This window comes from Ignavibacteriales bacterium, assembly GCA_026390795.1.
GTDB lineage: Bacteria > Bacteroidota > Ignavibacteria > Ignavibacteriales > Melioribacteraceae > Fen-1258.
Window position 1 is genome coordinate 780,214 of record JAPLFG010000003.1, and the last position, 13,169, is coordinate 793,382.

Annotated in this window: 12 protein-coding genes and 1 tRNA gene; 8 read left to right on the top strand and 5 right to left on the bottom strand. The window is 36.0% G+C overall.

The annotated features are described in order from the left end of the window. The first annotated feature begins 115 nt into the window (after positions 1-115). Complete coding sequence (gene rpsT, locus NTX65_07045; protein ID MCX6169076.1) at positions 116-379, top strand: 30S ribosomal protein S20; 264 nt, start codon at positions 116-118, stop codon at positions 377-379. A 61-nt stretch (positions 380-440) separates the two neighbouring features. Here the strand turns inward: rpsT and NTX65_07050 are convergent, their stop codons facing one another. Next, positions 441-1,946, bottom strand: coding sequence for an NTP transferase domain-containing protein (locus tag NTX65_07050; protein MCX6169077.1), 1,506 nt, complete (start codon positions 1,944-1,946; stop codon positions 441-443). 148 nt (positions 1,947-2,094) lie between these two features. Here NTX65_07050 and NTX65_07055 point away from each other — a divergent pair, with 148 nt between their 5' ends. The 3 genes from NTX65_07055 (at position 2,095) to NTX65_07065 (ending at position 6,046) form a co-directional block, all read left to right on the top strand. Continuing rightward, positions 2,095-2,562 (top strand): hypothetical protein, encoded by a 468-nt coding sequence (locus tag NTX65_07055; GenBank protein ID MCX6169078.1) that lies wholly within the window; start codon positions 2,095-2,097, stop codon positions 2,560-2,562. Beyond that, positions 2,555-3,724: a HAMP domain-containing sensor histidine kinase gene (locus NTX65_07060; protein ID MCX6169079.1), complete on the top strand. Its 1,170-nt coding sequence runs from the start codon at positions 2,555-2,557 to the stop codon at positions 3,722-3,724. The genes NTX65_07055 and NTX65_07060 overlap by 8 nt, the downstream gene beginning before the upstream one ends. A 132-nt stretch (positions 3,725-3,856) precedes the next feature. Further along, on the top strand, positions 3,857-6,046 hold the full coding sequence (locus tag NTX65_07065; protein MCX6169080.1) for a S46 family peptidase: 2,190 nt from the start codon (positions 3,857-3,859) through the stop codon (positions 6,044-6,046). 91 nt (positions 6,047-6,137) lie between these two features. On the opposite strand, the gene NTX65_07070 is transcribed toward NTX65_07065, so the two are convergent. Further along, positions 6,138-6,791, bottom strand: a complete 654-nt coding sequence (locus NTX65_07070; GenBank protein MCX6169081.1) for a sulfite exporter TauE/SafE family protein — start codon at positions 6,789-6,791, stop codon at positions 6,138-6,140. A 155-nt stretch (positions 6,792-6,946) separates the two neighbouring features. On the opposite strand from NTX65_07070, the gene NTX65_07075 reads away from it, so the two are divergent. Then, positions 6,947-7,366: a DUF3788 domain-containing protein gene (locus NTX65_07075; protein MCX6169082.1), complete on the top strand. Its 420-nt coding sequence runs from the start codon at positions 6,947-6,949 to the stop codon at positions 7,364-7,366. Between the two features lie 54 nt (positions 7,367-7,420). On the opposite strand, the gene NTX65_07080 is transcribed toward NTX65_07075, so the two are convergent. Continuing rightward, entirely contained in the window at positions 7,421-8,767 is a 1,347-nt protein-coding gene (locus NTX65_07080) for a TrpB-like pyridoxal phosphate-dependent enzyme (protein MCX6169083.1), read from the bottom strand. Between the two features lie 375 nt (positions 8,768-9,142). Here NTX65_07080 and NTX65_07085 point away from each other — a divergent pair, with 375 nt between their 5' ends. Next, on the top strand, positions 9,143-9,853 hold the full coding sequence (locus tag NTX65_07085; protein MCX6169084.1) for a YebC/PmpR family DNA-binding transcriptional regulator: 711 nt from the start codon (positions 9,143-9,145) through the stop codon (positions 9,851-9,853). A 66-nt stretch (positions 9,854-9,919) separates the two neighbouring features. On the opposite strand, the gene NTX65_07090 is transcribed toward NTX65_07085, so the two are convergent. Continuing rightward, positions 9,920-9,991: transfer RNA gene (locus NTX65_07090), tRNA-Lys, on the bottom strand. A 131-nt stretch (positions 9,992-10,122) separates the two neighbouring features. Between NTX65_07090 and NTX65_07095 the strand changes: the two genes are divergently transcribed. Further along, on the top strand, positions 10,123-11,466 hold the full coding sequence (locus NTX65_07095; GenBank protein MCX6169085.1) for a sigma-54 dependent transcriptional regulator: 1,344 nt from the start codon (positions 10,123-10,125) through the stop codon (positions 11,464-11,466). 1 nt (position 11,467) lies between these two features. Further along, positions 11,468-12,499, top strand: a complete 1,032-nt coding sequence (locus NTX65_07100; protein ID MCX6169086.1) for a response regulator — start codon at positions 11,468-11,470, stop codon at positions 12,497-12,499. On the opposite strand, the gene NTX65_07105 is transcribed toward NTX65_07100, so the two are convergent. Beyond that, positions 12,488-13,168: a response regulator gene (locus NTX65_07105; protein MCX6169087.1), complete on the bottom strand. Its 681-nt coding sequence runs from the start codon at positions 13,166-13,168 to the stop codon at positions 12,488-12,490. The genes NTX65_07100 and NTX65_07105 overlap by 12 nt on opposite strands. Position 13,169 lies beyond the last annotated feature (1 nt).

The window sequence follows — 13,169 nt, forward strand, 5'->3', positions numbered from 1 at the left end:
CGCAAAGATAATAACAACCGGTTTGAGAATAAAGTTAATATCGCACTTCAGTTTGATTTGTAAGCCATCGTATACTATATTTACGCACGTTTTTTAACAAAATAAGGTTTTATTAATGGCGCAGCACAAATCAGCAAAAAAAAGAGTACGATCGACCAAAAAAAGAGCTGAAAGAAATAAAACAGCTCTATCTAAAGTAAAAACACTTACCAAAAAAGTAGTGGATGAAAAAGATCCGGTTAAAGCTCAAACATTATTAACGGAAACAGTTGCATTTCTTGATAAGACAGTTTCTAAAGGAAGAATGCATAAAAATACTGTTGCCAGAAGAAAATCCGCTCTTACTAAACACGTAAATAAATTAACTGCCGTTAAATAATTTTTTGTGATTTGAATTTGAGTTAGCGGGCAATTCAATTTACCGGATTGCCTTTTTCTTTTTATAAATCTTTCACGGCGTCGGTGCCTTCTGCTTCCGGTAAATAAAATCTTACGTGATAGATATCTGCTTTTACTCCTGCCGGTTTTACAATATCTTTTTTCATTAAGACCGAATGTTCGATAAATATATTCTCGTTAATTCGAGATCCGAAGATGTAAGTTATTCCTTTAATTATAACGTGTGAACCAATTATGCATGGAAGCTGATCGCTCCCTGTTATTCTAACACCACTTTCTATTCTTGATTCGGCTCCAATATTAACATTCCCTTTTATAATGCTGCCGCCAAATATTTCTACATTATCACCGACATTAATTCTTTGACCATAGAAACATGAAATATGTGAGTTATCTCCTATAGTATTTTTTTTACCAAACTGAATGTCCCCTTCTATAAAAGTATTTTTACCGAAAGACAGATTATAATTTAGCTTAACACCCTTGCCGATAAATACACCTTTACCAATCCGGATTTCAAGCGGTAATCCATGTTTATCCATTTCCATAATTTCTTCCACAACATTTTCTTCAATGAAGAAATCATCCGGATCATCAATCATTACAATATCTTTCACTTTTTCATATACCAGCTTTCGCGCAATTGCATCCATTTCTTTAAGCACAGATTTATTATTGAAGCCCATCAGAACATACTGATTTTTTGGACTGACCGCTTCAACTGTATATCCGTTTTTGTTGAAGAGCCCAATAAGGTCTGTTAGATAAATTTCATTCTGAACATTATTGCTTCCGATTTTTTGAATTAGTTCGGCTAACGGCTTAAATTTGAATGCATATACACCTGAATTAAACTCGCAGTTTTCCAATAAAGTTTTTCGTGAGAATTTAAAATTTCTGTTATGGTATTCAGCACTGTATTTTTCCTTCTCGTCAAGATTGAGTATTTCTTTATATTCAAGAATTTCAATTACCTTGCCGCTCTCTTTCTTGGAACGACTTTTCAAATCATTCTCCGGAACTCTCAAAATTCTTCCATAATAATTATCTTCAACGGGACCATCATAAATTCCGGTTAAAACCATCATATCAGCATTGGATTTCTCGAACTTCTCTTTGAAAAAATGAATTGTCTCTTCATCAATCAAACCCATATCTCCAGGAAAAATGTAGACAGTTCCATCGTAAGTTTTGTCAGTAATATTTTCCAGAGCGACTTGAACTGCATGGCCTGTACCTTTCTGATCTTCTTGAAGAGCGAACGAAACTGATTTTTTCTTACCGACTGTTTTGACAACTTCTTCGGCTTTAATACCAACAACGATTATGATATTCGAATCCGCTAAAGCTTTTTGGCAAGAGTTACAAACTCTTTCTACGGTTGGAATTTCCCAAATTTTATGAAGCATTTTAGAAGTTTGAGACTTTATCCGTTTGCCGTGACCTGCAGATAAGATTATTGCCGTCTTTTTTTTGGCATAAACAAAGGAATCAGAATTCTCTTGAAGTAAGGTATTAATTGCTGAATTGTTCGATGCTTCTTTCATCTAAGCCTCTTTTGAATGATCTCTAAATCAAATTTAATAATATTCGATAATAATATTAGAAGAAACTGTTTATAATCGATCGCCATTTTGACTTTAATTTTTAATCTGATTTGCGTATTTAGCTTAGTAAAAAAATCAGAGGTATTAAGTGAAAGCCGGTAAGTTCTTACTTGCAGTCTTGTTGATTGTTTCTTTAACATCAATAAATAATTTTTCACAAGCAAGGAAATTTGGATTGGGAGTTATGCTTGGTGAACCAACAGGATTTAGCGGAAAATATTGGGTGAGCGACGAGCATGCATTTGATTTTGGTTTAGCGTACTCTTTTGTTCATCCTAATAAAACTTTTTCGCTACACGGAGATTATCTTTTTCATATTTACGATAAAATAAAATCACCGTACCGCTTCCCGATTTATTATGGATTCGGCGCAAGAATTCATTTTGGAAATAAGGACGGCAACACTCTGGGCGCACGAGGTGTAATTGGTTTACTCTGGTTACCGGAATCATTGCCGATTGATACATTTATAGAAATAGCACCGGTATTTAATTTATTCCCGGAAACATCATTGCATCTGGATATCGCCATAGGCGGGAGATATTACTTTGAATAATGAATCTAATTCCGATTCACTACATAAAACATTTTTTGATTCTCCGGAAAGAAGTACACAGGAAGAAATTCAAAAAGAGATTAGTCTATTTGAGAATAATCCGATTGTAAAACAGTTACTTGATGGTTTTCCAGAAATTGCTTTTATAATAAATAAGAACCGGCAGATTATTACATTGAATTCAAAAGCATTAAAAGGATTTAATTCGCAAAATTATCAAAGCATTTTTGGTAAAAGATTTGGCGAAGCAATTAACTGCATACATATTCATGATAATCTTCCCGGTTGCGGGACAACAAAATTCTGTTCGGAATGCGGTGTGGCAAAAGGAATAAAAATTTCGAACAATTCTCAACAAACAACAGAAGAGGAATGCAGATTAACTGTTGATTCAAACGGTTCAAATATTTCCTATGATCTTTTAGTTCGTACTCAACAGATAGAGATTTTCAATTCGCATTACTCGATGGTTGCGATTAGGGATATTTCAAACGAAAAACGGCGTGAAGCACTCGAAAGAATTTTTTTCCACGATATATTAAATACTGCCGGAGCGGTAAACGGACTTGCAGAGTTGCTGCATGATGTCGATAATGAAGAAGACAAGACCGAGTTTACGTCGGTATTGAAGGATACCTCAAGACAATTAATTAATGAAATAATATTTCAAAGAGAATTGAGAAGCGCAGAGGATGGGGTTCTAATACCGGCATTTAGGAAAACAACTATAAATGAAACTCTGAATGACGTTTATGATCTCTACAAAAATCATGAACTGTCAAAGGGCAAAATTTTATCGATTGAAGAACAAGAGGAAGATGTAAACTTTTTTACAGATTCAACATTGCTGATTCGATCGCTTGGCAACCTTTTCAAAAATTCACTGGAGGCATCGGAGAAAAATGATCTTATTAGAATTTCAGCGTCTTTAGATTCCCCAGATATTCTGTTCAATATTTACAATGAAAAAGTGATCCCAAACAGGATTCAACTACAGCTTTTCCAGAGATCATTCAGTACAAAACAAAGCAAAGGAAGAGGTATTGGACTTTACAGTGTTAAACTGATTGTTGAACAATATCTTAAAGGGAAAGTCAGCTTTGTCTCCAACGATTCAATGAAAACAATTTTTACAATACGCTTGCCCCAATACCCAAAATAAAGAGCAAAATTTTTTTTGAATTATTGAATGTGGAAAGAATTCAGTTCTTCAAAAGAACAGAATACCGCTTTCTTTAATTTCGTTATTCTTCAACATAATATTATTTTTGAACCAACCTATCTAGGAGAATTTATGCTACGAAGTAGTTGGCTATCCAAATTTTTAAAACTATTTACAATTACTTTTTCACTTACATTTATTTTGGGGATGATCCCGGCCTCTCCTGAAGAAGGAATGTATCCCTTGAGCGAAATTGATAAAATTGATTTACAAAAGGCCGGTTTAAAAATTGAAACGAAAGAAGTTTATAATCCAGACGGAGTTAGCCTTGTTGATGCGCTCGTGCAGCTAAGCGGATGTACCGGATCATTTATTTCTGAAAATGGATTGATCATTACAAATCATCATTGTGCATTCGGCGCAATCACACGCGCAAGTACGGTAGAAAAAAATTATCTTGAAAACGGTTTCTACGCTAAAACTCCATCCGAAGAGATCCCTTCGCAAGGCTATATTTGCAAGATCACCGAATCATATCTAGATGTTTCCGACGCAATTCTTGGTGCTATCAAAAATATTTCCGATCCCGTAGAACGGACTAAAATGATAGCGCAAAAGAGCAAAGAACTTTCAGATGCAGCTACAGATGAAAAGGAATCTATCATAGCAGATGTGTCGGAAATGTTTGCCGGAAAAACTTATGTGTTATTTAAGTACCGCATAATTCGTGATGTACGGCTTGTGTTTGCCCCGCCTCAATCAATTGGTAATTTTGGCGGTGAAACAGATAATTGGATTTGGCCGCGCCACACCGGCGATTTTTCAATCATGCGTGCCTATGTTGCACCAGATGGCAAAGCAGCAACATACTCTAAAGAGAATGTTCCGTTCAAACCAAGAAAGTTTTTAAAGATCAACCCAAATGGAGTTGAAGCGGGAGATTTTGTTTTTCAGCTCGGTTATCCGGGAAGAACTTTCCGCCACCGCCCATCGCAGTATATGAAATATCAGCTTGATTATTTACTGCCTTACATTTCAGACCTATACCAGTATGCAATTGAAACAATGCAGGAAATCAGTGCGGACAACAAAGAACTAACACTTGCTTTTGCAAGTCGAATTAAAGGTTTAGCCAACACAATGAAAAATTATCAAGGAAAGATTAAAGGACTGAAAAAGATAAATCTCATTGCACAGAAACAGGAAGAAGAAAAACAGCTTCAGCAATTCATCAATTCCGATTCGAAACTAAAAACAAAATACGGCAATTTGATGGAAGAAATTCATAATGTATTTGAATTAGTAAATCAAAACGCAAAAGCGGATTTGTGGCTGCGGCAAATCAATTCTTTTTCAACAACGCTTTCCTTGGCAAACTTTGTTCTTACTTATTCGGAAGAAATACGGAAACCGGATATGGAAAGAAATCCAGCATATCAAGAAAATAATATTAATCAGACTTTAAGCAGAATAGAATATTTAAAACAGAATTACAATACCGACTTTGAAGAAGCAATGCTTAATAGAATGTTAATGGATGCAAACAACTTCAAGGAATCATCACGTATAGCGGCTGTTGATGAATTATTGGAAGGGAATGGAATTCATCCGGAAGAAACTTTTCAAGATTTTATTTCCAATTACATAACAAATTCAAAGATCCGTGAGAATGAATTTTTTGATTCACTTTTAAAAAAATCACCGGCAGAAATTGCGGCAATGCAGGACCCGCTCTTTATTTTTGCAAAGAAAATAAAAATGCAGTCTCAAGCCAGCGACAAAGAGAGTCAAAAAAACGAGGGAAAACTTAACAAACTTTACGGCGATCTAGTTGATGTAAAAATGGAATGGAAAAAAACCAACTTTATTCCAGATGCAAATAGTACACTACGGCTTACGTACGGATACATTAAAGGGTACAATCCGGCTGATGCAATTTATATGGAACCGTTCACTTCAATTGAGGGTGTAATTGAAAAAAATGCGTCGGGTGATCAAGAGTTTGTAATTCCAGATAAACTCCGCGCTGCATATGCTAAAAAAGATTTCGGAAAATATGTCAGCAAGAAAACGGGTAAACTTCCGGTGGGAATGCTTTACAATATGGATACCACAGGCGGCAATTCCGGCAGCCCGGTCCTTGATGCTTATGGGAATTTAATAGGCGTTAACTTTGACCGTGCTTTTGAAGCCACAATAAATGACTTTGCCTGGAATGAATCTTACAGCCGTTCGATTGGCGTTGATATACGTTACGTTTTATGGGTGATGGATAAAATCGGCGGTGCAGATAATTTATTGAAAGAGATTGGAGTAAATTAAATTTTGTTTTTCTGTACAAAATGAGGAGTCTAGAATCATTGATTTCGGATTCCTCACTTTGCATAGAATGTTGGCTAAATAAAAGTAGTCTTTAGTATTCCACAAAAAATGCAAGCACACCAACAAGCACGAGTACGATTCCGCTTATTAGTTTATCGTGATGTTCCAGAAAATGCCAGTCGAGCTTACGGACTCCTTTTGATGCAAAGTGAACAAGAAACATCATTCCAAGAACAGTAACAAAAAAATAGACCACCGAAACAATTCCAATACCCAGCCAACCTAAACGGCTCGCCGTGAAATAGTATACTTCTATTTCCAAACACGGTGAAAAGAACATTGCGATACTCAATGTAAGAACAATTGACTTTTTGCTTTTCCGTTTTTCAATTATTTCATCTACATGAATGTGATGATGTTGATGAGCGGTTCTTATTAAACTGTGACGGTATTCCAAATACAAATAGATGAGACCAAGAATAATCAAAATTGTCGGCGCGACAATATGGGTTATATAGTGATACGATTCTGAAAGCTTGTAACCAACCAATCCAACAATAATTCCTATAATTACCGTACTGATTGTATGCGATGCGCCGGTAATAGCTGTTACGGTTACCGTCTCTTTGTCGGTCCACTTCTCAGCCTTGCCGATTGCAATTAAAGGAAGCCAATGGCTTGGAATCGAAGCGTGAACTAAACTTAGTAGAAGACTTCCTAAAAATATTTGAAAAACTGAATCCATGCTTTTTAGTATTTATTTTATTTTGTGTGAAAAGTTAATGAAGCATAATTGCTTTAGCAAATTTTGTAAAGTTGGGAAAATTTCTTCTCTCTAATGATTTTTTCTTATTTATAAATCTTATTTTATTTTGCTGAAAGCTTTTAACGGAAAATTAAATGGAAAACAAAATTTTTACGTACAAATTGAAACAACCAACCGAAGACGAACTCAAATCTGTTCTAGGTGCCAGTTACAAATTATGGATTGATCTAATAAAGTATGTTGAGACAAAATTTGGTTCTGCGGTGACCGAGTGGAAATATTACGGAGCTAAGAGCGGCTGGCTGCAAAAATTGTTTCTAAAAAAAAGAAATTTATTGTTCTTTATCCCTCATTCAAAATATTTTAGAATAGGGTTAGTATTTGGTGATAACGCCGTTAGTGAAATTCTACAGAGCAATCTCCCAAAAGAAATAATTGAGGAGATTAAGAACACAAAGAAATATGCCGAAGGCACAGGCTTAAGAATTGATGTAAAGAATAAGAAAAATTTGGACACTGTTAAGAAGTTGCTTCAAATAAAAGTGAAGAACTAAATTGTTTATTGAAAGAGAAGAGACGGGAACTGCCCGCCTCTTCTAAAATTAAAATCATCCTGTTGCAACTTTAGCATAATTTGTTTCATTAGTATAATTCTCCAGTTGATTTTCTAAATACATCTCATACGAACCTAAATCTAAAAATCCATTACCTGAAAGATTAAACAGAATTGTTTTCATCTCACCTGTTTCATTGCACCGCAGCGCTTGAACGATTGCCTCTTTGATTGCATGAGAACTTTCCGGAGCAGGAACAATCCCTTCAGCTTGGGCAAATAATTGTGCCGCTTGAAAAACTTCCATTTGGTCGTAGGCTCTTGCATTGATCACGCCAATATTATAAAGTAAAGAAACAGAGGGTGCCGCACCATGATACCGCAATCCTCCGGCATGAATTTTTGGTGGTATAAAATTATGACCTAGAGTGTACATTTTCATTAATGGCGTCATTCCGGCTTCATCTCCAAAATCATATTCATATTTGCCTTCTGTTAGTGATGGACATGATGAAGGTTCAACGGAAATTACTTGCAGATTTTTTTTTGCGCCGGAAAGTTTATCACGTAAGAATGGAAATGCAATGCCCGCAAAATTACTTCCACCCCCAAGGCAGCCAATTACAATATCGGGATAAACATCAGCCATCTCCATTTGGATGCGCGCCTCTTCTCCAATAATGGTCTGATGCAGTAAAACATGATTCAACACGCTTCCTAAACTATAATTTGTATCTTCACGTTGTACGGCAACTTCAATCGCCTCGCTTATTGCTATCCCAAGCGATCCAGGAGAGTCAGGGTCGCTGTTAAGGACATTTCTTCCCGCATTAGTTAGATTTGAAGGACTTGCATGCACTTCAGCACCAAACAACTTCATAAAAGTCTTGCGGTACGGCTTCTGATCGAAGCTTACCTTCACCATAAATACTTCACACTCCATATCGAAATGTTTACAAGCCATTGCTAGTGCACTTCCCCACTGACCCGCCCCGGTTTCTGTTACAAGTTTTTTTATTCCAGCTTGTTTGTTGTAGTACGCCTGTGCATATGAAGTATTAGTTTTATGACTTCCTGTTGGGTTTGCGCCCTCATACTTAAAATAAATTTTAGCAGGAGTATCCAAAACTTTTTCAAGATTGCTTGCACGGATTAAAGGTGTTGGTCTACTTAATTTATAAAGATCTCTTACTTCATCCGGAATTTCTATAAAGCGTTCTTGAGAAACTTCCTGCTTGATCAATTCCATTGGAAATATTGCTGATAAATCTTGCGGACCTATCGGTTGCTTTGTACCGGGATGAAGCGGCGGGTCCATCGGAATAGGAAAATCAGCTAAGATATTATAGTAGTGAGTGGGCATTTGAGACTGATCGAGAAAAATAATTTTGTTGCTTGACATGTGAACCTCCTGTTATATATAAAATAAAAAAGCCGCTGAATGGAAGTTCACGGCTGGATACAAAAAAGCCGTGAACGGTCTACCATCCACGGCTTGTTGTTAAAGTTTATTTAAAGCATTAGGATAGCAGAGAAATATTTCTCCACCACCACCAATTTAAAGTTGTTATGTTTTTTTCGTTAGTCATCTTGGCTGCAAATGTATAACAGAAATCCGGCTTTGTCAATAAGAGTATTATTTTTTATATGATTTTGGAGTAATCTCAAGATTTTAACTGAAAAGTAGATCTATTTTGATCTCCAAATATTGAAAATGAATTTGTAAATTTGTCCACCGAAAAATAGAAAAATTTATTTAACCAAAACTGAGTAGAAAATGGGAAGAATTTTTGAAACAAGAAAGCATGTGATGTTTGCACGTTACGCAAGAATGTCTAAGGCTTTTAATAGAGTTAGAAAAGAGATTGAGATTGCTGTAAAAGCAGGCGGACCTGATCAAAAATCAAATTCTAAATTAAGAATAGCCATGCAGAACGCGAAAAGCGTTAACATGCCTAAAGATAAAGTAGAAGCCGCAATTAAAAGAGCTTCTTCGAAAGATACCTCCGGTTATGTAGAAATTATTTATGAAGGATACGGTCCTAACGGAATTGGTGTCGTGGTCGAATGCGCAACCGATAACCCGACAAGAACGGTCGCGAACGTCCGCCATATCTTCAAAAAATATGAAGGCTCTTTAGGCACTACAGGTTCAATTGCTTTCATGTTCGAAAGAAAAGGATTATTCAAAGCTACAAAAACTGCAGAAATGGACTTAGATAATTTAGAATTAGATTTGATCGACTCTGGACTTGATGAATTTTCAAATGACGATGAGTTCATTTATATTTATGCGCCGTTTCAAGAATATGGATCAATGCAAAAAGCACTTGAAGAAAGAAATATTGAGATCAAGGCCACAGAACTTCAGTATCTGCCGGTCAATTACAAAGAGTTAAACGAAGAGCAAAAAAAGGAAGTTCAAGAATTGATTGAAGCTCTTGAAGAAGATGATGACGTTCAATCGGTCTATCACAACATGCAGTAAAAACCTTATCTAATTTAGTTTTCTTTAAAAATAAAAAACCCAATATTATTCATATTGGGTTTTTTGTGAGCACGGGTGGGCTCGAACCACCGACCTTCACCTTAAAAGGGTGTTGCTCTACCACTGAGCTACGCGCCCCCATCAATAAAATTTGCGGGCGTAAATATAATCCTCTCACGACTAATTTCCAAAGCATGTTATAAATGATTTCAATAATTATTTTTCTCGCTCTTTTTTTATATATTATTGGCACGTAAAATCACTTGTAAATGAAAGATTCGAGAATACTTATAGCAGATGACGATGAAACCCTCTGTTACCTTCTTAAAGAAGAACTGGTAAACGAGGGGTATTCCGTTGATGTCGTTTATGACGGTAAAGATGCTATCGAAAATCTGAAAAAACGGTACTATGATGTTCTTCTTCTCGATCTTGAGATGAGAGAAATTCACGGTGAAAAAGTTTTAGCACATGTAAAAGATAATTATCCGTCTTTACAAGTAATTGTCCTTACTGCAAAATCCGATATCCGCACGGCGATCGACTGCATCAAACAAGGTGCGTATGATTTTATTACCAAGCCGTATGAATTCGGTCAACTTTGCGTTACAATTGAACGCGCACTCGGATACAAAGACCTTCTTATAAAAAATAAAATTCTAACTTCTAAGATTAGTCAAACACCGCCCAATACAATTATTGGTGAAAGCGAAAAGATTAAAACCATATTGAAATTAGCGGAGCGTGCAGCTAAATCGGAATCAAATATTTTACTTGAAGGCGAGACCGGAACCGGGAAAGAATTATTCGCGGAATTTGTTCATAAAAATTCTAACCGTGCCGATAAACCATTTGTTGCAATCAACTGCGCCTCGCTTCCCGATCAATTGATTGAGAGTGAACTTTTCGGATATGAAAAGGGCGCATTTACTGATGCAAAAAGTTCGAAGCAAGGTCTTGTTGAAATCGCAAACGGCGGTTCTTTATTTCTTGATGAGATTGGAGAGTTGAGTTTGGCTCTTCAACCTAAACTTTTACGATTTCTTGAAAACGGAGAATTCAGAAGAGTTGGTGGCGTTACAAATCTTTCTTCATCGGTTCGGGTTATAGGTGCGACAAATAAAAACTTGATGGAAGAAGCCGAGAGAAAAAATTTCCGCCGTGATCTATTATTCAGATTGAATGTTATTACGTTAACAATTCCCCCGCTACGCGACCGTAACGGCGACGTACTGCTTCTATCAGAATATTTTTTGCAGAAAAAATCTCCGGTTAGAGCAGTAAAAAAACTCTCGCAAGAGGCAAAAGTTGAATTACAACGCTACAACTTTCCGGGTAATGTAAGAGAACTTGAACATATGATTGAAAGAGCAATAATATTTTCGGAGTCCGAAACTATTCTGCCGAAAGATTTAAATATGCCGACAGCCGATTTCGACTTTTCCAACTTCACAAAAGACGACGGCACAATAAAGTCTATGGAAGAAGTTGAGCGAATTCACATTAAATTGGCACTAGATCAAAATGATTGGAACCGTGAAAATACAGCACGGGCGCTTGATATAAGCCAAAAGACCCTCTATTCGAAAATTCTAAAGTATAATTTAAAATAGAATGAGCGCCGATTTATCCACAAAACATCTTGCACACGATTTGAATAATATTTTTACACGCATTCTCAACAGCATTGATCTACTTAAAAGGAAAGTTTCAAGCTCATCGGATCTTCTTCCCATCCTAAACAGTATTGAAGCCGGAACTTATCTTGCTTCCGAGATGATTGGAGATAACTTTGACAATAAATCGAAAAAGAACAATCAGAGAAGAATTAATATTAACTCGATAGTAAGCGACATAGTACGTTCAGTTATAATTCAGCAAAAGGGGAAAATTGATTTTAAACTTTTTCTCGAACCAAATCTGAAACTTGTGCTTGGAAAATATTCAGATTATTACCGGGTTATTTTAAATTTGCTTACAAATTCAATTGAATCTATCGAATCTACCGGAGTTATTTTATTTACCACATCGAATATAGATGATGGTGCAAGAGTCGAACTGCGAATTAAAGACAGCGGGAAAGGAATTGAAAAAGAAATTCTTCCATTAGTTTTTGATGAAGATTTTTCAACCAAGAGCAAGAAGACAGCATCAGGTATAGGTTTATCAATTGTAAAAAAAATAATTGAAAATTACGGCGGAACCATCTCTGTTTTGAGTGAACCGGGAAATGGAACTGAGTTTATAATTACGTTGGAAGCGGCGCATACAGCCACACCGCTTATAAACGACAGCGGCAAAACAATATTGATTGCTGAAGATGAAGATATATTGCGGGAGCTTCTTGCGGAACTTCTTCAATCATATAATTACACGGTACTTACTTCATCTAACGGAAAAGAAGTTCTTGAAACATTAAAAGCTAGAATGCCGGATTTATTGATCATTGATAGAAAAATGCCGGAGATGGATGGAATAGAATGTCTGCAAGAAATTGCTGCTGCGAACTATAATTTACCGGTTATTCTCGCTTCCGGTTCTCCGGTGGATAATGTCAAGATTGAAATCGAAAATGTTAACAAAGTCATTAACAAACCTTATAACTTCGAAGAATTACTTTCGCTAGTCCGCGAATTAATTGGGTAACTTTCCTTCATCTGCTTTCAAATCTATAATATTGAGATCATTAACATAAGGAGTAATTACAGGTTTCTTTATTGAGCCAAGTTTATCCAATACATTGATAATATCTTTGGCAGCATTTTCAATAAATTCAATTCTCTTCAAAATTACTTCACTGGAAAAATCGGGTTTAGATATTTCCCGCCGGATTGCCGCAGTAGATAAATTGATTAACGTGAGAGGTTGTTTTATTTCGTGATTGGCTGTAACGACTGTTGCGGCGTAAGTTTTTATTTTCTCCACTTCAAGAAGAATTTTATTTGTTTCACTGAAACGAAGCGCAGAATTTATTCTGGCAATTAGCTCTGTTCTGTTAAAAGGTTTTTTAATATAATCGAATGCGCCGGCAAGCAGACCCTGTTTAAGACTATCTGCCTCGGTTAAAGCGGTAAGAAGAATTATCGGTATTAATTTTGTTTCTTGATTTGTGGTCAATATTTTACAAACATCAAAGCCTGATATATCCGGCATCATAATATCCAAAAGAATTAAATCCGGTTTTTCTTCCACTGCTTTCTGAATTCCCGTTTCACCATGATATGCTTTTATAACTTCAAATCCTTCTTTCTCTAGTCTATCTTGAAGAAGAAATACATTATCCGGGTAATCGTCTATTATTAATATTTTTTTCATC